21 protein-coding genes and 4 pseudogenes are annotated in these 24,716 nt (G+C 34.7%); 15 read left to right on the top strand and 10 right to left on the bottom strand.

Annotated features, from left to right (window positions below):
- Window positions 1–81 precede the first annotated feature (81 nt).
- Both wVul_RS01735 and wVul_RS01730 read right to left on the bottom strand, forming a co-directional pair.
- A complete protein-coding gene (locus wVul_RS01735) occupies window positions 82–1,638 on the bottom strand; it encodes a penicillin-binding transpeptidase domain-containing protein (protein WP_047758897.1) in 1,557 nt (518 codons plus the stop codon).
- Window positions 1,593–2,429, bottom strand: coding sequence for a polysaccharide deacetylase family protein (locus tag wVul_RS01730; protein WP_047758896.1), 837 nt, complete (start codon window positions 2,427–2,429; stop codon window positions 1,593–1,595). Before wVul_RS01730 ends, wVul_RS01735 begins: the two co-directional genes overlap by 46 nt.
- A gap of 120 nt (window positions 2,430–2,549) precedes the next feature.
- Here wVul_RS01730 and wVul_RS01725 point away from each other — a divergent pair, with 120 nt between their 5' ends.
- From wVul_RS01725 to wVul_RS01700, 6 genes are all read left to right on the top strand, one after another.
- Window positions 2,550–4,058 (top strand): YifB family Mg chelatase-like AAA ATPase, encoded by a 1,509-nt coding sequence (locus tag wVul_RS01725; protein WP_047758895.1) that lies wholly within the window; start codon window positions 2,550–2,552, stop codon window positions 4,056–4,058.
- An 85-nt stretch (window positions 4,059–4,143) separates the two neighbouring features.
- Entirely contained in the window at window positions 4,144–4,662 is a 519-nt protein-coding gene (locus wVul_RS01720) for a hypothetical protein (RefSeq protein ID WP_238580357.1), read from the top strand.
- A 244-nt stretch (window positions 4,663–4,906) separates the two neighbouring features.
- Window positions 4,907–6,091: a cell division protein FtsZ gene (ftsZ, locus tag wVul_RS01715; RefSeq protein ID WP_047758894.1), complete on the top strand. Its 1,185-nt coding sequence runs from the start codon at window positions 4,907–4,909 to the stop codon at window positions 6,089–6,091.
- A complete protein-coding gene (locus wVul_RS01710; RefSeq protein WP_047758893.1) occupies window positions 6,091–6,489 on the top strand; it encodes an EVE domain-containing protein in 399 nt (132 codons plus the stop codon). Before ftsZ ends, wVul_RS01710 begins: the two co-directional genes overlap by 1 nt.
- Before the next feature lie 339 nt (window positions 6,490–6,828).
- Complete coding sequence (gene ybeY, locus wVul_RS01705; protein WP_047758892.1) at window positions 6,829–7,287, top strand: rRNA maturation RNase YbeY; 459 nt, start codon at window positions 6,829–6,831, stop codon at window positions 7,285–7,287.
- A 55-nt stretch (window positions 7,288–7,342) separates the two neighbouring features.
- Window positions 7,343–8,131 (top strand): succinate dehydrogenase iron-sulfur subunit, encoded by a 789-nt coding sequence (locus wVul_RS01700; RefSeq protein WP_047758891.1) that lies wholly within the window; start codon window positions 7,343–7,345, stop codon window positions 8,129–8,131.
- A gap of 3 nt (window positions 8,132–8,134) precedes the next feature.
- On the opposite strand, the pseudogene wVul_RS01695 reads toward wVul_RS01700, so the two are convergent.
- The 4 genes and pseudogenes from wVul_RS01695 to wVul_RS01680 all read right to left on the bottom strand — a co-directional run bounded on the left by wVul_RS01695 (window position 8,135) and on the right by wVul_RS01680 (window position 11,576).
- Window positions 8,135–9,273: pseudogene (locus wVul_RS01695) on the bottom strand (hypothetical protein).
- 48 nt (window positions 9,274–9,321) lie between these two features.
- Window positions 9,322–10,101 (bottom strand): GNAT family N-acetyltransferase, encoded by a 780-nt coding sequence (locus tag wVul_RS01690; RefSeq protein WP_047758890.1) that lies wholly within the window; start codon window positions 10,099–10,101, stop codon window positions 9,322–9,324.
- Window positions 10,091–10,573: a phosphatidylglycerophosphatase A family protein gene (locus tag wVul_RS01685; protein ID WP_047758889.1), complete on the bottom strand. Its 483-nt coding sequence runs from the start codon at window positions 10,571–10,573 to the stop codon at window positions 10,091–10,093. Before wVul_RS01685 ends, wVul_RS01690 begins: the two co-directional genes overlap by 11 nt.
- A gap of 19 nt (window positions 10,574–10,592) precedes the next feature.
- Complete coding sequence (locus wVul_RS01680) at window positions 10,593–11,576, bottom strand: NAD(P)H-dependent glycerol-3-phosphate dehydrogenase (protein ID WP_047758888.1); 984 nt, start codon at window positions 11,574–11,576, stop codon at window positions 10,593–10,595.
- A gap of 332 nt (window positions 11,577–11,908) precedes the next feature.
- Here wVul_RS01680 and wVul_RS01675 point away from each other — a divergent pair, with 332 nt between their 5' ends.
- The 4 genes and pseudogenes from wVul_RS01675 to radA all read left to right on the top strand — a co-directional run bounded on the left by wVul_RS01675 (window position 11,909) and on the right by radA (window position 16,339).
- Window positions 11,909–12,676 carry a response regulator transcription factor gene (locus wVul_RS01675; protein WP_047758887.1) on the top strand — a complete coding sequence of 256 codons (768 nt, stop codon included), beginning with the start codon at window positions 11,909–11,911 and terminating at the stop codon, window positions 12,674–12,676.
- A 363-nt stretch (window positions 12,677–13,039) separates the two neighbouring features.
- A pseudogene (locus wVul_RS08310) lies at window positions 13,040–14,108 on the top strand (transposase).
- A 65-nt stretch (window positions 14,109–14,173) separates the two neighbouring features.
- Window positions 14,174–14,620 (top strand): annotated as a pseudogene (locus tag wVul_RS01665) (cbb3-type cytochrome c oxidase subunit I); the annotation flags it as partial.
- 375 nt (window positions 14,621–14,995) lie between these two features.
- On the top strand, window positions 14,996–16,339 hold the full coding sequence (gene radA, locus wVul_RS01660; RefSeq protein WP_047758885.1) for a DNA repair protein RadA: 1,344 nt from the start codon (window positions 14,996–14,998) through the stop codon (window positions 16,337–16,339).
- On the opposite strand, the gene ftsY is transcribed toward radA, so the two are convergent.
- Entirely contained in the window at window positions 16,326–17,237 is a 912-nt protein-coding gene (gene ftsY, locus wVul_RS01655) for a signal recognition particle-docking protein FtsY (RefSeq protein ID WP_047758884.1), read from the bottom strand. The genes radA and ftsY overlap by 14 nt on opposite strands.
- A gap of 191 nt (window positions 17,238–17,428) precedes the next feature.
- Between ftsY and iscU the strand changes: the two genes are divergently transcribed.
- The 4 genes and pseudogenes from iscU (at window position 17,429) to wVul_RS01635 (ending at window position 20,519) form a co-directional block, all read left to right on the top strand.
- On the top strand, window positions 17,429–17,812 hold the full coding sequence (iscU, locus tag wVul_RS01650; protein ID WP_007548853.1) for a Fe-S cluster assembly scaffold IscU: 384 nt from the start codon (window positions 17,429–17,431) through the stop codon (window positions 17,810–17,812).
- Between the two features lie 12 nt (window positions 17,813–17,824).
- Window positions 17,825–18,238: a HesB/IscA family protein gene (locus wVul_RS01645; protein ID WP_047758883.1), complete on the top strand. Its 414-nt coding sequence runs from the start codon at window positions 17,825–17,827 to the stop codon at window positions 18,236–18,238.
- Window positions 18,231–18,689 (top strand): iron-sulfur cluster co-chaperone HscB C-terminal domain-containing protein, encoded by a 459-nt coding sequence (locus wVul_RS01640; RefSeq protein WP_047758882.1) that lies wholly within the window; start codon window positions 18,231–18,233, stop codon window positions 18,687–18,689. The genes wVul_RS01645 and wVul_RS01640 overlap by 8 nt, the downstream gene beginning before the upstream one ends.
- Window positions 18,667–20,519, top strand: a pseudogene (locus tag wVul_RS01635) (Hsp70 family protein). The gene wVul_RS01640 and the pseudogene wVul_RS01635 overlap by 23 nt, the downstream one beginning before the upstream one ends.
- 3 nt (window positions 20,520–20,522) lie before the next feature.
- On the opposite strand, the gene lepB reads toward wVul_RS01635, so the two are convergent.
- On the bottom strand, window positions 20,523–21,269 hold the full coding sequence (gene lepB, locus wVul_RS01630; protein WP_047758880.1) for a signal peptidase I: 747 nt from the start codon (window positions 21,267–21,269) through the stop codon (window positions 20,523–20,525).
- A 313-nt stretch (window positions 21,270–21,582) separates the two neighbouring features.
- On the opposite strand from lepB, the gene wVul_RS01625 reads away from it, so the two are divergent.
- A complete protein-coding gene (locus wVul_RS01625; protein WP_047758879.1) occupies window positions 21,583–21,936 on the top strand; it encodes a TrbC/VirB2 family protein in 354 nt (117 codons plus the stop codon).
- 5 nt (window positions 21,937–21,941) lie between these two features.
- Here the strand turns inward: wVul_RS01625 and wVul_RS01620 are convergent, their stop codons facing one another.
- Together wVul_RS01620 and wVul_RS01615 are read right to left on the bottom strand one after the other, a co-directional pair.
- Entirely contained in the window at window positions 21,942–22,940 is a 999-nt protein-coding gene (locus wVul_RS01620) for a pyruvate dehydrogenase complex E1 component subunit beta (protein WP_047758878.1), read from the bottom strand.
- A gap of 67 nt (window positions 22,941–23,007) precedes the next feature.
- Complete coding sequence (locus tag wVul_RS01615; protein ID WP_047758877.1) at window positions 23,008–24,636, bottom strand: ankyrin repeat domain-containing protein; 1,629 nt, start codon at window positions 24,634–24,636, stop codon at window positions 23,008–23,010.
- Between the last annotated feature and the right edge of the window lie 80 nt (window positions 24,637–24,716).

Raw genomic sequence — 24,716 nt, 5'->3', positions numbered from 1 at the left:
ATTTTCGTTTCTTTTTTCAGTCTAAACAGTTATGATTTGGATAGATGAATTACAAGTAACATATATGACCATTTCATAAGGTCATTTTTCAAGCATATATCGCAATATCTCACTAGCAATTGCAACATCTTGGCGTGGAGCTTTGCCGTGTTCTATAAACACTGAGATTGCATAGCGCGGATCATGGTAGGGGCCATAAGCGATAAACAATTTATGACTTTCACCCTTAGAGTTTATCTCTGGTGTACCAGTTTTTCCAGCAATTTGTACACTGCCTAGCCCTTTTCTATAGTTAGAATTCACCACGTCAAACATAGCTTTTCGAACCACACTAAGATGCTCATGATTCACATCAATATCAAGAAAGTCTTGCCCTGATTTACTCATCTCAATGTGGGGAATTACCTCCTTTCCTGTTGCAACCCTCGCTGCAAGAACCGCAAGCTGTAATGGCGTTGTAAGTAAATACCCTTGTCCTATAACTAAGTTAATGGTATCACCTAAATACCACTCTGAATATAGCTTGCGTGCACGCCAATCCACATCAGGCAACAATCCCGGAGCTTCTTCCTTAAACATTCCAATTAATGGTCCACTTCCTATACCAAATTTGCTAGCCATTTCTAGTAGAGAATCTACATTTATTTTTTTTCCTATATTATAAAAGTAAGTGTTGCATGAGAAGGCCATTGCCTCGTTTAAAGATACATATCCATGGACTTTGCTTTTTAGGCAACGAAATTTCCGCTCACCTATCTTCATATAGCCCCTACACGAGAATTTTTCTTCTGGTGTTATTATTCCATCTTTTAAACCCGCAAGCGCATCTATTATTTTAAATATTGAACCAGGTGGAATTTGATATGATAATGCACGGTTTACAAGCGGTAATGAAGGATTGTTTAAATTTTCCCAAGTTTCATTTGATAATCTGCTAGTGAAAAGATTATTATCGTAAGAAGGTGAATTATACAATGCTAAAATTTCTCCGTTATTTACATCAATTACCACTGTGGAACCTTGGTGGTCTTTAAATACCTCTGCAATTTTCCTCTGCAAATCAACGTCAATTGTCAGCTGTACATCTTGTCCGTCTTGCTGCGGTATGCTAGATAACTCTCTCATGATACGCTTCTTAGAATTTATTTCCTGCTCAGACTTTCCTGGCTTGCCTTTTAATATATGATCATATGTATATTCAATGCCGCTGACCCCTGCTTCGTTTATGCCTTGCTGTCTTTTTGTATATCCGACTATATGAGAACATATCGAACCAAACGGGTAGTAACGTTTATAAAGAGCAGTTATTTTCGTTTCTGATGATTTTGTCGCATCAGGTTTAATTTCTGATAACATTTGCAAATCAACTTCCCTAGTAAAGGTTCTTTGCCCATCAAACAAAACAATATACGAAATTTTGTTTACTGCGAGTTCAGCGCTATTCCTATCCAAAATCCTGCCTCGTTTAGGCACAATAGTAACAACTTTTATCCTATTATTATTGGATAGCACTTCATATTTTTGTCTATCTCGTACTTGTAAAGTATACAACCTATAACTAAAAATAGCAGAAATAGTAAGCTGAATACCACCTAATATAAATGCTCTGCGGTTGAAGACCTTGTTTTTTGTCCACATAGGATTCCTTTAAAATGCACTCCTCCTCCTTTTATTGGCACATTTCTAGCTTTTACTACATTACAAACCCTTTCCTCCCACTCACTTAAGGTAACAAACTCGTAACCTGATTTTTTTAGTATTTCAATAATCTGAGGTAAAGCTTCAACTGTATTTGACTTGTTATCGTGATCATGGAATAATATAATTGCTCCATTATGTGCGTTGCTTACAATTCTTTCAATTAAAATCTCTGATTTATCGCCTTGCCAGTCCAGAGAGTCAACTGTCCATAATATGGAATACATATTTAATCTATTAGTATTTTCGATCAAATTATCATTGTGACATCCATATGGTGGACGAAACCATTTTACACTCTGTTCTGTTACATTTTTAATTGCTATATTTGTCTTTTCCAACTCTTGCAATTGTTCCTCACTTGAAAGTGATGTCAACTTCCTATGCGACCAAGAGTGATTGCCTAACTCATGACCTGCTTCATGGATTTTCTTTACTATCTCATATGTTTTTTTATTTATACGTTCACCAAGCACAAAAAATGTCGCTTTTGTTTTATTGCTCTCCAGAATATTAATAATATCTCCTGCTCTATTATAAGACGGTCCATCATCAAACGTAAGTGCAACAAACTTATCTTTGTTATTCAATAATTTCTTTATATTACTTAAATTTCTATATGATAGATCCAAATCACAACTGAGCCCACGATACGGTAAGTTAAAGTTACAATCACTACAGAAAACTGCGCTTGAATATAGCAAAAGAAAAGCGATTATTCTTATAAACATATATAATCAGCAAAGTGATAGAATACTGCACTTTTTTGCTAAATTAAACCACTTTTAACAGCTACTGTTTACTTCGTTACTTTGTCAATATATTATATTAATAACTTTATATAATATAGTATGATTGCAAATATAAATACCGTTGCACTTCAGGGAACCAGCACAGTAAATGTTAATGCACAAATTCACATGGCAAATGGTATTCCAGCTTTTAATATTGTTGGACTGCCGGATAAAACTGTTGCAGAATCTAAAGAGCGCATCAGAGCGGCATTAAACTCAATTAATTTACTACTACCTCCAAAAAGAATCACAGTTAATCTTTCCCCTGCGGATTTGCTTAAAGAAGGTAGTCATTATGACTTAGCTATTGCTGTTGGACTACTTGTTGTCATGAATGTGATACCAGTTGAAAAAGTTCAGTCTTATATAATTATGGGCGAGCTTGCACTAGACAGCAGAGTCATACCAATCTCAGGAGTACTTCCAACAGCAATCAATGCAAAACAGGTAAATAAAGGAGTAATTTGCCCGAGAGGAAATGGTGTAGAAACTGTATGGGTGAAGAATGTTTCAATTCTGGCTATAGAGAAATTAACTGATATTATCAGACACTTTAAGGGTGAGCAATTAATTCAGCCGGTAACTTTTAACTATAGCGCTGCACCCAAAGAAAAAAGATTGGTTCCCGATATGAAGGATATCAAAGGCCAAGTTGTTGCAAAAAGAGCAGCCGAAATTGCGGCAGCAGGTGGGCATAATATGCTTCTTGTTGGCCCTCCTGGTACTGGAAAATCAATGCTTGCTAAGCGCTTTATAGGATTGCTGCCTGATTTGACCGAACAGGAGATGATTGACGTTAATATTATTTCCAGTATAATAAAGACTGGTAATGAAATATTCAAAGTAGCGCGTCCCTTTCGTGAACCTCATCATTCATGCTCTATGCCAGCAATGATAGGGGGAGGAAAGAATGCAAAACCCGGAGAAATTACCATGGCTCATAATGGCGTGTTATTCCTTGATGAGCTACCTGAATTTCCAAGACTTGTGCTTGATTCTCTACGCCAACCACTTGAAGATAGAAAAGTTACCGTTGCAAGGGCAAATGCTCACATAACCTACCCTGCAAATTTTCAACTGATTGCTGCAATGAACCCTTGCAGGTGCGGTTATTTAGGTGATGCAAGCAGATCGTGCAACAAAGCTCCAAAGTGTGGCACAGATTACAAAAACAAAATATCAGGCCCATTGCTTGATAGAATAGACATATGCATTGAAATGCCAAACGTTAGCATACTCTCTCCTGAAATCTCTATGGAGGGAGAAAGTACTAAAATCATAAGAGAAAGAGTGGTAGCAGCAAGAAAAGTTCAAACTGAGCGCTATAGTGAATTAAATATTCGTTGCAATTCAGAAGTAAGCGGTGAAGCATTTAATAAATTTACTGAACCAGATCAGGCAGGGTTAGAATTGCTAAAATACGTACTGAAAGAAAATTACATTTCCAATCGAGGCTACACACGCGTATTAAAAGTTGCAAGAACAATTGCAGATCTTGCAAAAAGTGAAGAAGTAAAAAGAGCACACATTGCTGAAGCGCTGAATTACAGAATAAGATTATACTAATAAATTAAATTACTTGACAGGCAGCTTTTTTTTACTATATATTATTCTTAATGAAATTTTAATATTCTATTTAAGGAGTAGAGTTATGACAGTAAATGTTTTAGAAAATGATTCCCTCTGGGAAGCTAATGGAAAAGGGTGGGATCAGTCTGAGAAAGGGTTTTTGAATACAACTAAGGGTGTTGCTAGCGCAAATTGGCAATACGTATGTCACCATCCATACAAGACGGCCGCGACTTTTGTAGCAATTGCAGCAGTAGCTTCGCTTACAGCAGCTTATTTTTTGAGTCCAGCTTATGCGGCTTTCGTCGGTACGGTTGGAACAAAGGCTGCAACACTCGTTAGTCCTGCTATTACTGCAGTATCTGCATTTTTAGTTGCTCATCCACTAGTTGCTAGTTTTATAGTTGTTGCTGCGGTGGCAGCTTTAATAGCTGCACCTGTATATGCATATATGAACAGTAGTAAGGCGGGTCAAATTGGTGGAGTGAAGGAGTTATTAAACACAGAGAATGGTACTACCAAGCTCAATGTAGAGAATCCGGAAACAGTTTTAGACAAGATTGCTGTAGCAGTCGGTTGGGAACAAAAAGCACAGGTATAGCCTACACAACAAGAGGGTAGTTTCTATCCCTTTTTTCATAGATATTTCTATTTTTTTGCACCAGTGGAGTTACACTCTCTATAGGTGCAAAATTTTTGCCTGTTGTTTCATGGTACTTGAGTATTATTAAGAATAAGTAAACCATATTTACTATTTATAGCCTATAGAAGTGAAAAGTATTTGCATATTATTAAAAAAGCGGTAACTTACTATCAAGTGAATTCGCTAAATTTGAGTAATTTAAATGTCTATTGATCTTAGTCTGCCGGAGTTACCTATATTACACCCAAGGATTACCGTTGTGGGAGTGGGTGGTGCTGGTGGAAATGCTGTGAACAACATGATTCAATCCAATTTACAAGGAGTAAATTTTGTTGTAGCAAATACCGATGCTCAAGCGTTAGAGAAGTCATTATGTGATAAAAAAATTCAACTTGGTATTAACTTAACTAAGGGCCTTGGTGCTGGTGCTTTGCCTGATGTTGGTAAAGGTGCAGCAGAAGAATCAATTGATGAAATTATGGAGCATATAAAAGATAGCCATATGCTCTTTATCACAGCAGGGATGGGTGGTGGTACTGGAACAGGTGCTGCACCGGTAATTGCAAAAGCAGCCAGAGAAGCAAGAGCGGTAGTTAAAGATAAAGGAGCAAAAGAAAAAAAGATACTGACTGTTGGAGTTGTAACTAAGCCGTTCGGTTTTGAAGGTGTGCGACGTATGCGCATTGCAGAGCTTGGACTTGAAGAGTTGCAAAAATACGTAGATACACTTATTGTCATTCCCAATCAAAATTTATTTAGAATTGCTAACGAGAAAACTACATTTGCTGACGCATTTCAACTCGCCGATAATGTTCTGCATATTGGCATAAGAGGAGTAACTGATTTGATGATCATGCCAGGACTGATTAATCTTGATTTTGCTGATATAGAAACAGTAATGAGTGAGATGGGTAAGGCAATGATTGGTACTGGAGAAGCAGAAGGAGAAGATAGGGCAATTAGTGCTGCAGAGGCTGCGATATCTAATCCATTGCTTGACAATGTATCAATGAAAGGTGCGCAAGGAATATTGATTAATATTACTGGTGGTGGAGACATGACTCTATTTGAAGTTGATTCTGCAGCCAATAGAGTGCGTGAAGAAGTGGATGAAAATGCAAATATAATATTTGGTGCCACTTTTGATCAGGCGATGGAGGGAAGAGTTAGAGTTTCTGTTCTTGCAACTGGCATTGATAGCTGTAACGACAATTCATCTGTTAATCAAAACAAGATCCCAGCAGAGGAAAAAAATTTTAAATGGCCTTATAATCAAATTCCAACATTAGAAACAAAAGAATATGCTTCAACTGAGCAAACAAACGAAAGAGTTAAGTGGGGTAGCAATGTTTATGATATACCAGCTTATTTAAGAAGAAAAAAATAATGCAATTTTGGCTACTAAAGTCAGAACCAAGTGAATACTCGTGGCAAAAAATGGGAAAGGAGCAGGTGACGCAGTGGAATGGTGTATGCAATTATCAAGCTCAAAATTACATGAGAGCTATGAAATTAGGCGACCTTGCATTTTTTTATCATACAGGTAAAGAGAGAGTTATACTTGGAATAGTTGAAGTATTAAAGGAGTATTATCATGTTTATAATTCCAAATTTGGACTAGTGAATGTAAAACTTTTGAAACCTTTAAGTAACCAAGTGACGTTAAAAAGTATAAAACAAAACCCACTTTTGAAAAATATGGTTATATTAAAACAATCACGTTTATCAGTTTCTCCAGTTTTAGAGACTGAGTGGAATGAAATAATAAGGATGAGTGATGTGTAATACCTGTTGCCAAACAATATTACCTCAGCACACAACATACAGCTGTATGAGTGTTTGTTTCGAAGTAGCCGATTTTTCATCAAACACAAAGCAGTGCTTGACACTGGAATCTGCCTGTAATGCAACCACATTAAAAATGTTGTGTTTTAATATAGCTTTTATATTCACTCACCTAATATCTAATCAGAATTCCTGGATCCCAATGTCGGGGCACTGGGATGGCATCCTTCTAGTGTACAATATTCGTATAGTTGTATGTATGATACGATGGTCTATAACTCTTCTTTTTTGGGTTTCAATGTCAAGTTATGGGATAATGTCCTTTCTGGTGCGTTATTCATGTTAGAAGTAAACATTCTTGATAAGAGGTGGCATAGTATTACGGAGGACCCAGAGAGTTTTGTATTAAATATTATTAATGCTTCTCTAAAAGAATTAATAATAGACCACTATAAACCAAATATATCAATAGCTCTCGCTGATGATAACTTGCTACATCAACTTAATCTTAAGTTTAGAAAAATAGACAAGCCAACTAATGTACTATCATTTCCATGCGAACAATTATCTAGTAAATGTGATCTAGGAGACATAGCAATTGCAATAGATACAATAGAAAGAGAGTCTCATGAGTACTGTATATCCATCCTTACTCACACTGCACACATGTTAGTTCATGGATTATTGCATTTACTTGGCTATGATCATCAAAAAGAAGATGAGGAAATTATAATGAAGAATTTAGAAAATAAGATTTTAGCTTTGCTTGAATTTGAAAAGGAAAAGTATGGTAGATAATACCAAAATATGTTATTTACAAATAAAGGGGTTTTAGCTGTAAAAGGTAAGCAATATGGTTCAGTTTTCTTTGCCAAAGAATTCTAAAGTTAATAAAAAGGGCAAAATTTATCCTACTCCTACTGGAGCAAAAAATATTAGAAGATTTCAAATTTACCGTTGGTCTGCTGATGATGATAAAAATCCAAGAATAGACACATTTTTTATCGATATGGATAATTGTGGTCCTATGGTACTTGATGCATTAATAAAAATAAAGGACGAAATAGATTCGACCTTAACTTTTAGACGTTCTTGCAGAGAAGGGATATGTGGATCTTGTGCAATGAATATAGATGGTACCAACACTCTTGCATGCACTAAATCTATATGTGATATAAAAGGTGAAATAAAAATATATCCACTACCTCATATGTTTATAGTAAAGGATCTAGTTTCAGATCTAAGCCAATTTTATGAGCAGTATAAATCAATTAAGCCTTGGTTACAGACAGACAAACCTACCCTGCCGAATAAAGAATATCCTCAATCTCCTGAAGATAGAAAAAAATTAGATGGTCTGTCTGATTGTATACTATGTGCTTGCTGTTCGACTGGTTGCCCAAGCTATTGGTGGAATAGTGATAAATTTTTAGGGCCAGCAATATTACTGCAAGCTTACAGATGGATTGCCGACAGTCGTGATAATAAGACAGGAGAAAGACTTGATTCTTTAAACGACCCATTTAAGTTGTATCGTTGTCATACAATAATGAACTGTACAAAAACCTGTCCGAAAGGGCTTAATCCAGCAAGAGCGATAGCAAAAGTAAAACAGCTCATGGTAGAGAGAGAAGGAGTTTGAGCATTATTTCTTACACTCTTCGTAAGAAAATAGTAAACCCTCTGAAGCGTAGGGTATTGTTAATACTCTAAACGTTCTTCCATTCATGAAATGCATTGTTTCATCATATGATTCAAATAATCCTTTGAACAACTCATGTCTTTGTTTACTAATAGTTTGAAAATCCTCTTTTCCTAAAAGCTTTTTAGATTCGAATAGGTAAAGCATAATTTCGTGATAAGTTGGGTCAGATGCCAAAAATTTTGGGTCAAACTGAAAAGTTTTTATAAAAGCATTATTATAAAATTTTAACTCTTGATTCTTACTATATATCGCTACAGCAATCGATAACTTCTCAAGCAAACTTTTTTGTGCAGCCAAACAATTGTTTAGCTCAGTATGTAATTTTTCTTCATCACTAACATCTTTTCCATACATTACCATGCTACTAGAATTTTGTATTGGAACTTTAACAAAATTAAAAACCTTAGGTTCGTTCTTGTAAGTTATTACACACTTTCCTGGTTTTACGTTATAGGAGCCACTCGCAACAGTAAATTTTTTAGAGCTGCCTATATATTTATCATAAAATAAGTTATAAAACCTTACTTTTTCATTCTTGTTGCACTTCAGTATTGGAAATGGTAAAGAGTCAAAAACTTTTTTATAGCTTTCCACTTCTCGCATAAGCTTACTATTTTCTAACTCAAGTTCGTTAGCTTTTATCTTATAATCTGAGATATTCCTTATCCATAACAACACACCAATCACGTTATTAGAGTAATCTATTATGCTTCTACCATAACATGTACAATAAACCTCACTGTCTTTTGACTTTAAATCTAGAGTAAAAGATTTATTTATTTCCTTTGCCTCAGCAAAGCTTGTAATTAAGCTTTCTGATTGCTCAAAAAAATTTACAAACTCATTAAACGAATAAAAAACAGTATTAAGCAAAATTAGTAAATTGGGAGAGAACTTTTCTATACGTTTTTTTGCATCCCAAATATAAAATCCATCATTTACAGTATCTATTAAATTATTTATGATAACATTTTGATGTTGTAAGTCTTTAATTTTATTACTAATTTTTAATTTAGAATATGAGAAAAAGAAAGAATATTAGGAATTAATATTAAAACTACTTCATACAAAAAAAACATAGCGTTGTTAAAACGAACGTAAAAACTTGCAACTGCTCAGCAAAGAAATTATACTGAAGAGGTATATAGATAAAGGTTGCCCAACATCTGAAAACCTAACCTCTTGTAAAGGTTTACAGAAGGTTTCATACAATGTGCTACTACATATTTGCATTCAAGTTGCTTAGCTATCTTTATTCTTTCTAAAACAATTTGAGTACCTAACCCATGATCCCTATAAATTGGCAAAACCCCATCACTATAAAAACCAGCTACGCTGTCTTGAATATAAAGACCGCATGTCCCAATAATTTCATTATTTAATTTTACAAGAAAAAATCTTAATCCTGAGCTCTTATCATCATAATTTGATAACCGGCGAAAAAATGTGCTGACAATTCCAACATTATGATAAAAAATTTTAGAAGTGTGCAAATCTAACTGTTCTAAGAGTTCACTACTATTTACAATATTCAATCTCAAATTCGGAACAGCATCAGCAGGTAAAAAATAATTTTTCATATTAAGTAAAGCTTTTTTTGGTGTGCTAACGTGTTTTATTTCATACTTTTCTAAAATATCTCTTGTTTTTAGATGTGAGTCCATTACCCATGTTGCTTCTATATTTCTTGCTCTGAGATAATCTAGAGTTCTCCATATAGAAAGCTCAGTACATTGATCTTCACAAAACACAAAATTAAATAATGACTCCCTAGTACCATTTATTGTAAATATAATGTTATCAAATCTATCATGTATTTCCCACTTGGATAAATTCGTTGCATAAAGTATATAATCCTTCAGGTTTTGAACAATTAAGTTTGAATAATAAATTTTTTTATCCTGCATAAACCAACAATAAACAATAAAAGGCTCCTATAAAAACGCAGGCTAAAATTGCAGCTACAACATCATCTAGCATAATACCCAAAGGACCTTTGGTATTCCTATCAATCAAATTTATAGGCCACACTTTTATTATATCAAAAAACCTAAAGGAGAAAAAGCACGCCAACAATACAGAGCTATTCATTTCTTGGTCTAATAATATTGAAACTAGAAGTACTGTCAGCAATTGACCAACTACTTCATCAATTACTACCTCTTTTGGATCACATGGAGCTTTGTAATGTTGTATATAATTGCCTGTAGACCATAATCCAATCAAAAATAAAAAAAAAATAATTGCTACACCTAAAATTCTGTCACTCAGTATTACGGGAACAATTGGGTAAGCAGCCAAGCTGCCTATAGTACCTGGCATGTTTTTTACCGTGCCAGATAGCCACCATGTTGATATCAGTTTATATAAAAATTTCATAATATACCAAAATACAAAACTAAGTTACAAGAACAGAAATAGTATCTTTTATGGAGGTATTTTCATATAATAATCTATAGATCGCTTCACATACAGGCATTTTTATCTTTAGCTTTCCTGCTAAATCAAACGCGGACTTAGCAGTGTTAAAGCCTTCAATCACTGATTTGCCTTCTGATAAAATTTGCTGAACATCAAAGCTATTGTTATTACTACCTACTTTAAATCCAAAAGATAGATTTCTTGAATTCAAGGATGTGCATGTCATAACTAGATCACCTAAACATGCTGGCCCAAGTAGTGTATTCATATCTATATTATGGTCACCAACTTTTGCCGAGTATAAATTCTTAATTTCGCTCATACTCTTCGTAATCAATGCTGCATGAGCATTAAACCCAAGCTTGCTACCTAGAACAATCCCACATGCTATAGCAAAAACATTCTTTAACGCTGCACAAACTTGTATACCTATAACATCGCTACTGAGATATAACTTAACGTTTTCTTGCTGTAGCTCTGATACTAGTTTTGGACATAATACATCATTTTGACATGCAAGAACCATCGAATATGGTAATTCTCTTGCAACTTCTATAGCAAAACTAGGGCCAGAAAAAACAGCAATAGGATTATTAGGTAAAACTTCATTGACTATTTCACTAGGTAATTTTAATGTAGATTTTTCTATTCCTTTACAAGCCAAAATTACTGCTGCATTTTTTTTTAGGTTACAATCATGCAATTGATGACATATTTCCCTTAGAGACTGAGTGGGAACAGCTAGGATTATTACTGAAGCATTAACTGTATCTTCAATAGCTAATTTTACTGATACATTATCAGAAATTGGATAACCAGGTAGCTTGTCACTTTCTCTTTTTTCCTTAATTGATTCAAATGTGGCCTCATTGCGAGTCCACAAAATTACATTTTTCTTACTACTTAGTGAAATTGCAATTGCTGTACCCCATGCACCAGCACCTAAAATTGATATTGCCACTCAATATTCCTGAAAGTATTACTTATAATTTAAAACAGTAAAACAAGTAAATTAAAAATATAACATAGATATAAAAAATAGTTAAATATCTATTAACTTAAGTATTCTTTTAATAAGAATAGCTTTTTTTCAATATTTACTAAAAATACTATTATTATTATAGTATATAATATATCTATTATATTTTAGATCTACTTGTATAATTTTGGAACGACATGTTAACTATTAATTAATAAGTGTAATTTCTATTATTCGTTAATAAAAATTTGATTTGTTACTTTCCTTGGTTATATATATTACTAAAATTATAAATTATTTATGGGGTGTAAAATATGCGTATATTATTAATTGAAGATGATCAAGTAAGTGCAAAGACTGTAGTTAATGCCTTAGCTTCCGATGGACATTTTTGCGACATTGTTACTTCTGCACAAGATTATAACAATAATATGGTTTCCTCGGGTGGAGATTGTTACGATCTAGTTATTCTAGATATACACCTGCCTGGTGATATTGATGGATATGATATACTGTTAAGATTAAGAAGTGCAAAAATCAAAGTTCCTGTTTTAATACTTTCGTGTATCTCCGCCGTCAACCATAAAGCTAAAGGACTTGGGTATGGTGCCGATGATTACTTAACCAAGCCATTTCATAAGAGCGAATTATTAGCTCGAATAAAGGCCATAGTGCGTCGTACTAAAGGCCATCCCGAATCAGTGATAAAGATTGGTAATATAAATATCAATTTTGACCACAGGGTTGTTGAAGTGAAAGGCAAAACGGTTCACCTTACTAACAAAGAGTATTCCATGATAGAATTGTTGGCATTACGTAAAGGAACGGTTTTGACAAAAGAAATGTTTTTAAATCATCTTTACAATGGCTTGGACGAACCTTCAGATAACAAGATAGTTGATGTTTTTATGTGCAAATTACGTAAGAAACTTGAAAATGCAAATGATGGAATAAGCCACATAGAAACCGTTTGGGGCAGAGGATATGTTCTAAAAGAATATATTGACGATGAAGAATATTCTAATGCTATAGGCGAAAGTAGTAGTGGATATCAAACAGAACAAGTTAAGGACAGTGCGTGAAATGATTTATTTATCCATTCATTAAAGCAGCAAAATAGGTAGACTAAGTAAGATAAAAATCAATCGTAAAAGTGAGGTAACATGGTTAATCTTTTAGAACTTTAGAAAGATTTACAACAAAAAATAAAAAAGTTGGAAGCGGAGCTAAAAAGTTAGAGGAAAGAAAATAAGGCTTTAGAGATAAAGAATGCTGAGTTAAAGGAAATAAAAAAGAGACAAGCCAAGAAGCAAAAGAAACATAAGTGGTCAAGTTGAGCGTAAAGGGGAGTGTAAAATAAACCATAGGCGTCAAGTTAAGGAAATAAAGGTATGAAAGAGATAGAATAATAAGTTCTCCCAGGTATACTTTTAGTGAGAGAACCAATGAATAAAATAACTTGCATCTCAAAAAAGCTCAAAGAATTTTTTAATGAAAAAGCAGACAAAATCTCAATTACAACAAGGTTTATAATTGGATTTCAGATTTACTGAAGAAGCAGTGGAATTTATGAAAAGAATGAATCTGTGGTTCTCTTTAAAAATATCTTGCAAGTTGATTGCAAAATTTTACAGCAATTAGGAAGCGTTAAATTATTGGATAGCAGTTACATTAGCATACCCGGTAGCATGGAAGATATGTACAAAGGATAGCTATAGAGATTGTGAGAGTAATACTAAATCAAGAATAAAGCTACAGTTAGTCTTTGATTACCTGAATCAAGCGCTAGATAAATTAAATTTAATGGAGGTCAGATCGAGGTTATAGGGATTATCTTGAACAGCCAATGATTTTTTGATTTTGGCTACTTTGTGCCTAGTTCTTTTAAACAGATTGACGAAGCAGGTGCATATTTTGTAAGTCGTTGATACCAATATATATGATAAAATCAAAAAATAGAGCTATTGGAGTATTTGGAAGGTCAATTATCTTCACGAAAAAGATTAGGAAAGGAAGTAAAAATTAGAGTAAGAATTATATGTCAAAAACTAACTGAGTATGGCCAGAAGAAGGAAAGCTAATAGATTAGCGAGATCACAAGGATATACATCCTCTACAAAAATTGTTAAACTGGTCAATACTAATTTCCAGAAAATAAAATTAGTGCTGAGCAACAGAGTAAGGTGGCAAATTATTTAAATTGTATAAAAGCCATATCAGACTTGATAAGCTACCGTGCAGAGTATTATGTGAACTATATGCTAAATTGTGCGCAATTCTTATATTTCACGGCATAGTTGGTTGCACAGAAATGAAAAAGAATACAGTTTAACAAAGGCATTCATTGAGCTAAAAAGGCGGGTTAGAGAGTTATTTTTAGCACTAAAGAATAAAGTTAATAGTTTGAAAACTTTTCTTAAAAAGCTTACTGTAATCTGGTCAAAGTTTTCTTTGAAAGACAGATATAGGAAGACCAGGGTATCTACTTTAAGCTCTCTACATTCCTTAACTTGACGCGTATGGTTGGCTAGACTTTGCCTAGGTTGACCAACTGTATTCTAAGCGCTTTTCTTGGCGCACACATAAAAACCCTGCTCAATGATAAGGGCAACTATTTACTGCACTCGTTTGTATTGTTCATCTATGGAGGCGTGCTTGGAGTTCTAACTATTGAAGGAAACGTCACCATTCCTGCGCATTATCACGGTTCTGTAGTTGGTATTACTATAGCTTTCATGAATTTTATCTACTGGCTGTTACCAAAATTGGGCTGTAAAGAAATAAAAAGCTCCATAGCAAGATTACAGATTTATGCATACAGTTTGGGACATTTTCTCCATATTACTGGCCTTGTTTGGCTTGGTGGATATGGTGCCTTAAGAAAAGTTGCAGATCTGCCAAACATTTCATCAATGTTGGCACGTGCTTGTTTTATTACGGGTGGAGCTATATCAGTTATTGGTGGAATGTTATTCGTAATAATTGTGCTTTTACATCTGCTTAAAGGCAAAGCTCGTACTAACTGACCCATAGAAACAAAACTAAAAATTGGTATCCGTTCAGCAGAGTGGCAAAAAAGGACTGGATCCCAGACTGGGATGACATTATGGAAGTTGGAATGACAAGGAAAGAAGCACAGGTTTCAATTATTTACCGTACACCTGAACAGATATAAAAGTTGCTTTACAAACTCCGCCAATCTACTTACCATAATAATCGATTGGCCAAGTAAGTTTTTCGTTTTTAATGACGGCTGGTCAAATCACAAATTTGTGCAATTATTGTACATGGATTTAAAACTTATGAGAATTATTTTAACATTACAAGATTTGTAAGGCTCAGCGTTTAAATTTATTTCACCTATTTAGCTGATTTTTATTACAATTATAATTTTGACTTTTATGAAGACTGTATACGTATGTCAGTTCTGCGGTCATAGTACTGGAAGATGGGTAGGAAGGTGCGTTGCATGTGATAATTGGGATACGGTTGTCGAAGAAATAGTGCTAAAAACAGAAACGAGAAGTACATCTACCCCAAATCCAATAAAGGCATTATCAGATAGTGAAATTATTACTCCGGATCGTTTTTTAACAGGAATAGAAGAATTAGATAGAGTTTTTGGTGGGGGTATCGTTCAGGGAGCTAGTATTTTAATTGGTGGTGAACCTGGAATTGGAAAATCTACTCTTTTGCTTAGGATTGCAGCTAATGTTGTACAACTTTCCTCTTTTGAATGTCTTTATGTGTCTGGCGAGGAATCTTTAGAGCAAGTGAGCCTTAGAGCAAAGCGTCTTAAGATAAACGAACCTAAAATTAAGCTTTTATCTACAGTGTCTTTAACTGATGTAGTAGCAACAATAAAGGAAAATAAAAGTATTAAATTCTTAGTAATTGATTCTATACAAACAATGTATGATAGCAGAATTACATCGGCACCAGGAACTGTAACTCAGGTTCGTACTTGCGCACATGAATTAACCATTCTTGCGAAACAATATGGTATTTCTCTCTTAATAGTTGGTCATATAACTAAGGATGGACAAATAGCTGGACCCAAAACTTTGGAGCATATGGTAGATACGGTATTATATTTTGAAGGTGAAAACAGTAATCAATACCGCATTTTACGCACTATTAAAAATAGATTTGGCCCTGCAAATGAAATTGGTGTTTTTGAGATGTCTGAAGCAGGACTTGTGCCTGTTGATAATCCATCATCATTGTTTCTGATGGCCCATGACAGAGAAGTAGTTGGCAGCGCCGTATTTGCAGGAATTGAAGGTTCAAGACCAATTTTAATGGAAGTGCAAGCATTAATAGCAGGGACTAATATGGCAACCCCAAGAAGGGCAGTAGTTGGGTGGGATATTAATAGATTGGCTATGATCATCGCGGTGCTAAATGCTCGTTGCAAAATGTTTTTGCATGATAAAGAAGTGTACCTAAACATCGCAGGAGGATTAAAAATACAGGAACCATCGGCTGATCTTGCTGTTGCTGCTTCCCTTATTTCAAGTGTAGTAAATTTACCGCTGCCAACTTCTTCAATAATCTGTGGTGAAGTTGCACTTTCAGGAGAAATTAGGAATGTCTCGCATGCTGATCTCAGACTAAAAGAAGCACAAAAGTTAGGATTTAAAAAAGCAATTATGCCTAAAAATGGTAATTACTCTTCTCATGATATTGAGATAATTAAGCTTGGTCACGTAAGGGAATTAAGAGAAATTTTTAATTACAATTAAATAACGCTTCAGCAAATTCTTTGCTAGTAAACTCCCTTAAGTCCTCTATACTTTCGCCAATTCCTATAGCATGTAACTTTACCTTATAAGCTTCTGCAAGTCCAATTACTACTCCACCTTTAGCAGTGCCATCTAACTTTGTTATGATTAACCCTGTAACACTAACCATCTTACTAAATGCCTCTAATTGGCTATAAGCATTTTGGCCGGTAGTTGCGTCAAGAACTAAAATAACATCATGAGGGGCAGTGTCATCCAATTTCTTTATCGTTCTATATATTTTTGATAATTCCTCCATAAGGTTCACATTATTTTGCAGCCTTCCTGCTGTGTCAATTAGAACAACATCAACGTTATCTTTTATAGCTTGACTTACAGCTCTATATGCCACACTTGCAGAGTCGCTACCATACTCTCCAGTAACGATAGAACAACCAGAGCGTTCTGCCCAAATATTTAACTGCTCACTAGCAGCAGCTCTAAATGTATCGCATGCAACAAGCATAACGGATTTTCCTATCTCCTTATATTTATATGCGAGCTTACCTATAGTTGTGGTTTTACCGTTACCGTTTACTCCACATACCATTATTATATGTGGTTTTTTATTTAAAATTAACGGTTGCACGACTGGATTCAATATAGCTTCTATTTCGTTCATTAACTGCTGCGAGATAATGTTATACTCAACTTCCTTGTCAAATTTGATGCTTGTGAGCCTGTCAATAATCAACTTAGAAGTTTTATAGCCAATATCCATGCTAATTAGCAATTCTTCTAATTCATCTAAAAGCGACTGATCTAATTTTTTTTTGCCAGAAAAAATACTTTTCACCCCGTTGCTAAAGCGAGAAGAAGTTTTTAACAAGCCTTTATAAAGGTTACCAAATAAACTCAAGGGAATGCTCCTTTTAAAATTATAAACTTAATTACAATATAAAGAATGACATGCACTACGTGTATTTGTAAAGTAAATACACTCGTAACCCATATATTTTGTGAGTAAAATATACCGTTTGCTGGTGTATTTTACTTTAGTTTTCAACCTAAATATGTTATAATGTAGGACAGTGGTTTATAGGTAATTTTATGAGTTATAATGAGAAAATTTTAGATCATTACGAAAATCCAAGGAATGTTGGCTCTCTGGATAAAAATGATCCAAATGTTGGTACTGGCCTAGTTGGTGCACCATCGTGCGGTGATGTAATGAAATTGCAGATAAAGGTCAATGACAAAGGTGTTATTGAAGATGCAAAATTTAAAACTTTTGGCTGCGGTTCTGCCATTGCTTCAAGTTCCTTGTTAACAGAGATGATAAAGGGAAGAACCATCAGTGACGTTACACAGATAAAGAATACTCAAATAGTGGAAGAGTTGTCTTTACCTCCAGTGAAGATACACTGTTCGGTACTTGCTGAAGATGCTATAAAGGCTGCTATTCATGACTATCAAAGTAAACAAAAGAATTAAGAAGCTACGAACATGGGTGAATATCAAGAAGTAGGCGGAGGTGAAACTGTAAAAAAGAATAAAAAACTTATCACTATAACTGCGGAAGCAGTAGAAAGGATAAGGTATTTATTGGACCAAAAGAAGCATACTAACCTTGAGAAACCGGAAGAAGCAATAGGAATAAGAGTGCTAATTAAGCAAAAAGGATGTTCTGGTTTAAAATATGATATTGAATATGCATATGATATTCGTCCTTTAGAATCGATAATTGAAGAAAGCTGCAGCGATGACCAAAAAGTCAAAGTGTTGATCGATCCAAAATCCGTCATGTTTATTCTTGGCTCTGAAATGGATTATGTAGAAGAAAAATTTTCATCGGGTTTTGTTTTCAAAAATCCTAATGAGAAAGGAAAATGTGGTTGTGGAGAGAGTTTTCATGTCTAGCAGCTATTTTACATTGTTTGAAATTGAACCAGCTTTCAATATCAGTTTTGATGAGTTAGAGAAAAAATATATTGAGCTAAGCAGGACTGATATAAACGAAGGACAATCTAAAAATATAATTAATATTAACAAAGCTTATCAGGTGCTAAAGTCACCTCTAAAACGTGCCGAGCATTTGTTGAATCTTTTTGGTATGAAAAGCCCAAAGGATCATCTAAATTCTGAAATACTAAATGAATCAATGGAAATAAGAGAATATTTGCTGGACTGCGATGATTTACAATTTGCAAGTAGGATGGTTGATGAAAAAATAAAAGATTGCGTTAAAAACCTAATTAACACTTTTGCTGTAAAGAATTTTGATGGAGCTGCTACACAAGTCTTAAGATTGAAATATTTATATAAGTCATTTGAGGAGGTGAAGAAAAATGCAACCAATTCAAATTTCTGAACCAAATTCAAGTGAAGTAGTTTTTGGTATAGATCTTGGTACTACCAATTCTTTAATTGCCATGGTAAATAAAGCTGGTAACGTGGAGATATTTAAAGATGAACAAGGAAGAGAACTGCTGCCTTCTGCTCTTTCATATGAAAATAATACATTGAAAACTGGCTGTGACGTCGGTCAAAATGCAATCTACTCAATAAAGCGTTTAATGGGTAAAAGTGTTGAAGAATTAAATAAAGAAGGCGTCAATTTTGAAATAGATCATGAAAGCGAAAAAGTTATTAGAATAAAATGCGCAGAGGAGAAGTATCTTACTCCTGTTGAGATTTCTGCTGAGATATTAAAAGCTTTATGCAAGAGGGTAGAAGAGTCTATAGAGATGAAAGTAAAAAAAGCAGTGATTACTGTGCCAGCTTACTTTGACGATTCAGCACGTAACGCAACCAAATATGCAGCAAGATTAGCTGGCATAGAAGTTCTTCGCCTCGTTAACGAGCCAACCGCTGCAGCACTTTCTTACTCCATTGAAAAGAACAATAATAGTGGAATATATGCAGTTTATGACCTTGGTGGTGGAACATTTGATATTTCGATATTGAAATTGCATCAAGGAGTGTTTCAAGTTCTTGCGGTTGGTGGTGACACCAACCTCGGCGGTGATGATTTTGATCACCTATTAAGTTCAATTGTACTTGATAAGTATAGAGAAAAAGTAGGTTTAAACAAAGAATGCTCTAGTGTCATCCCAGTGCTCCGACACTGGGATCCAGAAAGTTTGATTACAAATGAACACACTAGAAAGTTATATAATAAGAACTGGATTCCAGTGTCAAGCACTGGAATGACAACACTTATTGAATCACGTATTGTAAAAGAATACCTGAGCGAAAACACCGTAGGCACTTTTGAATTCAATATTAACGGTGAATTATTTGAATGTGAAATAACTAGAGAGAAGTTCGAACAGGCAATAAGTCCCTTGGTCAATAAGACTATCAATATAGTCACTCGTACTATAAGCGATATAGATCTTAAAATTGATGATATAAAAGGAGTAATTTTAGTTGGTGGTGCAACTAGAACACCATTGGTTCAAAATTCACTAGTCAAACTCTTTGGAAATAAAGTACTAAATGACGTGGATCCAGATAAAGCAGTTGCCATTGGGGCAGCTCTGCAAGCTCATGATTTAACTTCGAGCTCAAAAGATAGGAATATTCTTTTAGATGTTTTACCCTTATCACTTGGTATAGAAACTATGGGAGGCATAGTTGAAAAAATCATACCAAGAAATACGCCACTACCAGTTTCAGAGATAAAAGAGTTTACAACTTATGTTGATGGGCAAACAGCAATAAAAATTCACGTTTGTCAGGGAGAACGTGAAATGATAGAGGATAACAAATCTTTAGCGCAGTTTGAACTAAAAGGTATACCGCCACTGCCTGCAGGTTTAGCAAGAGTTGAAATAGAATTTACAGTCAACATTGACGGCATATTGACTGTTACTGCGAGAGAAAAAACTACTCAAATTGAGCAAACAGTTGAAATAAAGTCAAGCTCTGGCTTAAGTGAAGAAGATATTCAGGATATGGTCAGCCAGTCAGTAAACAACTTTGATGAAGACATGAAGGCTCGTTCCCTTGCAGAGGCTAAAATTAACGGTAACAAGCTCATACATCTAGTTGAAAATGTTTCCACTGACCAAAAGTTGAAAATTTTATTACAGAACGCAAAAGACGCTTTACAGGGAAATGACTTAGACAACATTAATAATGCTATCGCTGAGTTAGAAAATTTTGCTTTAGAATTTGCGAATTAGTAGACAGATAGAGTTTACACAATTTTGTGCAGTACCCTGTCAAATCTCAGAGCAATAGGTAACCTAAAATTAAATGGCAACCAATCAACTTTGCCTAATTTAAACGATAAACCAACCATGTTCACGCATCCAATTATATTTTCCGCTGGTATGAACCCAATTTCAGGAAACCTACTATCAAAAGAATTATTTCTATTGTCTCCCATAACAAAAAATTGATCATCAGGTACATAATAAACTGGAGTGTTATGTGATAGCTTATTGGATGCATTGTCTATTAAAATCTCATGTTCCTTGCCACTCGGAAGCGTTTCTATGTATCTTGGTATGCTACGCTTTGACTCATAATCAAAAAAACTTTCAATTTGCTTCCACTCTACTTTTTGATCATTTAGGTACAATTCTCCCTCTATCATTTGCACTTTATCGCCCGGTATTCCTATTACCCGCTTAACAAATCTAATGCTGTTGTTTCTTGTAGGTTTGAAAACTATTATGTCACCACGCTCTGGAGGGGTATAAAAGATTCTGCTGCTAAAGATATTGGGAGAAAATGGAAAAGAGTGTTTACTGTAACCGTATGAATATTTACTAGTAAAAATGTAATCTCCTTCAAGTAGTGTGCTTTTCATTGAACCAGAAGGGATATGGAATGGCTCAAATAAAAAACTGCGTATTGATAGCGCAATTAGTAGCAAAAAAGATAGTGAAGATAAAAACTTTCTCGTTCTTACTATCCGGTTCTCTCTCAACTTTTTCAATTTTATTTTCTTTATAAATTAGGCTTATTATAACACATAAAAGTGGTAATGTGAAATTTTACTCATAGGTGTTATTGCTCTTTTGCGAAAGTCGAAATAAGCTTGTATCTTCAAGGAGTAAGGCATTGTCTCAAGTAATTGACAATGATTCCCAGCCAATAGATGTCATTTGCTATGCAATATTGTATAAATCACAATGTTTGTGCATCAACTACTTTTGGCTGCATCGTTTGTTATTCAATCTTTATGCTAGTTTTACTGAAAATTATACTATTTTAGATATAATTACAATATTTACACTTAAGGTATAGGGATGAACCCTACAATCAAGAGAATTTTCAATATTTTTCTTATAGTATTATTTGTTTCTTTTTCTCATGTTGGGAGTGCTGCTGACACCAATGCTGATACAACTGCTCAAGTAATATGTAATATTATTGGTTACGTTTGGGGAATAGGTGGGCCACTTATGACCGTAGTGATAATAGGCGCAGCTTTACTTGCAATATTTGGTAGAATGCCATGGCCTGCTCTTTTTGCGCTCGGTGTATTTTGCGCTGTGTTTTTTGGTGCTAAAACTATTGTCATAAAAGTAATGGGTGGTATAAACTCTACAAATGCCTCTTTTATGGAAGAGTGTGGAACAGGAGATAAAAAAAAGAGTTAATAGGGCTATTTCTTTCTAAAGCAGACTTGGTGCACAGCTTCAATTATATCTTCCACTTGTGGTAACGCTTTCTTTTCTAAATTTGCAGCATAAGGTAAGGGAACATCCTTGCCGGTTACGCGTACAACTGGAGCATCAAGGTAGTCAAATCCTTGTTCCATAACAACGGCTGACAGCTCTGCTCCTACTCCTGCAAATGGCCAACCCTCTTCCACGCTAACTAATCTATTAGTTTTCTTAATAGAGTTAATAACGGCTTCAGTGTCAAGTGGTCTTAAGGTTCTGAGGTCAATAACTTCCGCTTCTATGCCTTTATCAGAGAGTAAATCTGCTGCATCTAACGCATCCATTAACTTCAATGAGAAAGCAGTGATAGTTACATCCTTTCCTTCCCGTGTAATAGCAGCTTTGCCTATCTCAAGTAGATAATCTTTATTTGATAGCTCAGAATCAGAAACCTCATGCTCATGCCCATAAGCTATTTCGTTTTCTAGAAATATTACTGGATTTGGATCACGAATTGCAGCTTTAAGCAGACCTCTGCAATCAGAGGCAAAATAAGGTGCTATTACCTTTAACCCTGGAACATGCGAATACCAAGATGCAAAGCACTGAGAATGTTGTGCTGCAACTCTTGCTGCAGCACCATTTGGTCCACGAAACACTATAGGGCATCCAAGTTGTCCGCCTGACATATAATTTGTTTTTGCTGCGGAATTTATGATTTGATCAATTGCCTGCATGGAAAAATTAAAAGTCATAAACTCAACAATTGGCCTAAGCCCAGCAAATGCTGCTCCAACAGCAAGGCCAGCAAATCCATGTTCGGTAATAGGTGTATCAACTACCCTATTTTCTCCGAACTCTTTCAGTAACCCTTTTGTTACTTTATAAGCACCATCATACTCTGCAACTTCTTCACCCATGATAAATACATCAGGGTCATTTTGCATTTCTTCTCTGATTGCTATGCATAACGCTTCTCTTACACTTAAGCTTGCCATTTGTAAACCTGTAGATTTTAACTGAAATAACTATATCAAAATTACCAGGAAGCGCACAAGTTAAGTTTTACAAACTATGTTGTTGAATGGCTACTTCTTTTTTCAATTCAGTTAATTCAGTAGCAGGTTTTGTTGTTGCATATGTAACGCCACCAGCTACCAACGCAGATGTCACAGAAATTGCAATCATCAATAGAACTGGTAATTGGAAAGCTATACTAAAGATAACACCTACTGCCAACATGGTTACAAGATTTACAGAAGCAATTAAGAAACACTGCTGTCTTTTTTCTGTTTTTTCTAGTGGCATTTCATCTGTTTTAGTTTTTATTTTTTCTAATTCACTATTAAGCGTTGTATTCTCGTTTTCCAGATTTTTTATTTTTTGCTTTAATGATTGATTCTCTTTATTGAGTTTGTTAAGTTCTTCTAACTGAGTCTTATGTTCATCTAAATCATTAGAGTGCTGACCTTTTATTTTTTCTAACTCATCCTTAAGTGTTGCGTTTTCACTTTTGAGCTCTTGTGTTTTTTGTTTTAGTGATTGATTTTCTTCACTGAGTTTACCAAGTGCTTCCAACCTAGTCTCATGTCCAGCTGCGTAACTCTTTAATTCTGCCGGCTCTTTTTCTGCCTTACCCAGTTCAATCTGTTTTAATTCCTTATCTAACCTTTCTAATTCCCGGGTTCGACTATCTCGCAACTGAATTTGAGATGGTAAACTTTCTAAAGTTTGGTTATCAACTTCATTACCTACCCCGTCATGATTTATTTCGAAGCAGGAAGAAGTATCAAATGTAGTCTCAAGTTCTAGACCGCTGTCGTCACTACTAACACTTTCACCAGTAGGAGTCTGTTTACCACTACATGTAACACTTCTTCTTTGCGGTGATTCAATTTTTTCTACCATACTCTTAACGCTAACAGGTAAGTATTGCTTATTTACTATAATGTTATTACTTTCACCAGTAATCGAATTAGAAGCAATTTGTTCACTCTGAACATTGTCATTATTCTCTTTCTTACTTTCATTCCGCATTTGTACTTCTATCGGTACTGATTTTCCTTTACCATTTCCTAATGCAGTAGTTGCATTATTACCATTCACAGCTGAGCTCGACTGAGTCATATGATCATTCTGAGATAAATGGTGGCAACTTCCCTCTTCAACCTTTATGTGAAAACCCTTTATTTTCTTCCGCGAATGATCTTTTTCTGCTTTCTCTAACATTTTTACTATAGCTTCCTTATTTTCTGTATTACCAACCACCTCCCTTGGAGTCTTATTTTTGCTTTTTAATGAAGGATTCACTCGATCATCACTTAGTAGTTGCTTTACTATGTTTTCACGCCCATAAGAAGCAGCTACATGCAAAGTAGTTGGCCCATCATTTTTAGAACTATTTTTTACTCGAGTGCTAACACTTACTTTCTTTTTCAGTAGAAGTTCCACTATCAACAGACAGTCACATGCTGTAGCAAGATGTAATAATGTCCAATCTTCTACAGTTTCTTCTGAAATTTTTATACTGAATTGATATTCTTTACTAAAATTTCTACTAAACTTGTTGTACTCTCCTACATCTTTTCCTTTTAACTCATTCTTTATTCTTTCAAGCAAATTATCCTGATCCAAACCTTCACTCTTACCTACCTTATTTATTATTTCAAAAAACTTCTCCTTCTCTATTGCCATAACCTTTCCTTCTCAAATTTATCGCTGCATAATCTCATAAAAAAGTTAAATTTATCGAAATTCTATATTTTGTATAAAAT

It is taken from the genome of Wolbachia endosymbiont of Armadillidium vulgare str. wVulC (assembly GCF_001027565.1).
In the GTDB taxonomy this organism is placed as follows: domain Bacteria; phylum Pseudomonadota; class Alphaproteobacteria; order Rickettsiales; family Anaplasmataceae; genus Wolbachia.
The sequence above is the reverse complement of the archived record's forward strand: the minus strand, read 5'-3'. Positions and strand labels throughout refer to the sequence as shown.

Excerpts from the sequence above, each read along its gene's own strand:
- wVul_RS01725 (WP_047758895.1), top strand. The coding sequence starts at position 2,550 with ATGATTGCAAATATAAATACCGTTGCACTTCAGGGAACCAGCACAGTA.
- ybeY (WP_047758892.1), top strand. The coding sequence starts at position 6,829 with ATGTTAGAAGTAAACATTCTTGATAAGAGGTGGCATAGTATTACGGAG.
- wVul_RS01710 (WP_047758893.1), top strand. The coding sequence starts at position 6,091 with ATGCAATTTTGGCTACTAAAGTCAGAACCAAGTGAATACTCGTGGCAA.
- wVul_RS01700 (WP_047758891.1), top strand. The coding sequence starts at position 7,343 with ATGGTTCAGTTTTCTTTGCCAAAGAATTCTAAAGTTAATAAAAAGGGC.
- wVul_RS01620 (WP_047758878.1), bottom strand. The coding sequence starts at position 22,940 with ATGGCAAGCTTAAGTGTAAGAGAAGCGTTATGCATAGCAATCAGAGAA.
- wVul_RS01640 (WP_047758882.1), top strand. The coding sequence starts at position 18,231 with ATGTCTAGCAGCTATTTTACATTGTTTGAAATTGAACCAGCTTTCAAT.
- wVul_RS01720 (WP_238580357.1), top strand. The coding sequence starts at position 4,144 with ATGACAGTAAATGTTTTAGAAAATGATTCCCTCTGGGAAGCTAATGGA.
- wVul_RS01615 (WP_047758877.1), bottom strand. The coding sequence starts at position 24,636 with ATGGCAATAGAGAAGGAGAAGTTTTTTGAAATAATAAATAAGGTAGGT.
- wVul_RS01730 (WP_047758896.1), bottom strand. The coding sequence starts at position 2,429 with ATGTTTATAAGAATAATCGCTTTTCTTTTGCTATATTCAAGCGCAGTT.
- wVul_RS01675 (WP_047758887.1), top strand. The coding sequence starts at position 11,909 with ATGCGTATATTATTAATTGAAGATGATCAAGTAAGTGCAAAGACTGTA.
- ftsZ (WP_047758894.1), top strand. The coding sequence starts at position 4,907 with ATGTCTATTGATCTTAGTCTGCCGGAGTTACCTATATTACACCCAAGG.
- wVul_RS01685 (WP_047758889.1), bottom strand. The coding sequence starts at position 10,573 with ATGAAATTTTTATATAAACTGATATCAACATGGTGGCTATCTGGCACG.
- wVul_RS01690 (WP_047758890.1), bottom strand. The coding sequence starts at position 10,101 with ATGCAGGATAAAAAAATTTATTATTCAAACTTAATTGTTCAAAACCTG.
- radA (WP_047758885.1), top strand. The coding sequence starts at position 14,996 with ATGAAGACTGTATACGTATGTCAGTTCTGCGGTCATAGTACTGGAAGA.
- wVul_RS01625 (WP_047758879.1), top strand. The coding sequence starts at position 21,583 with ATGAACCCTACAATCAAGAGAATTTTCAATATTTTTCTTATAGTATTA.
- wVul_RS01735 (WP_047758897.1), bottom strand. The coding sequence starts at position 1,638 with ATGTGGACAAAAAACAAGGTCTTCAACCGCAGAGCATTTATATTAGGT.
- wVul_RS01645 (WP_047758883.1), top strand. The coding sequence starts at position 17,825 with ATGGGTGAATATCAAGAAGTAGGCGGAGGTGAAACTGTAAAAAAGAAT.
- iscU (WP_007548853.1), top strand. The coding sequence starts at position 17,429 with ATGAGTTATAATGAGAAAATTTTAGATCATTACGAAAATCCAAGGAAT.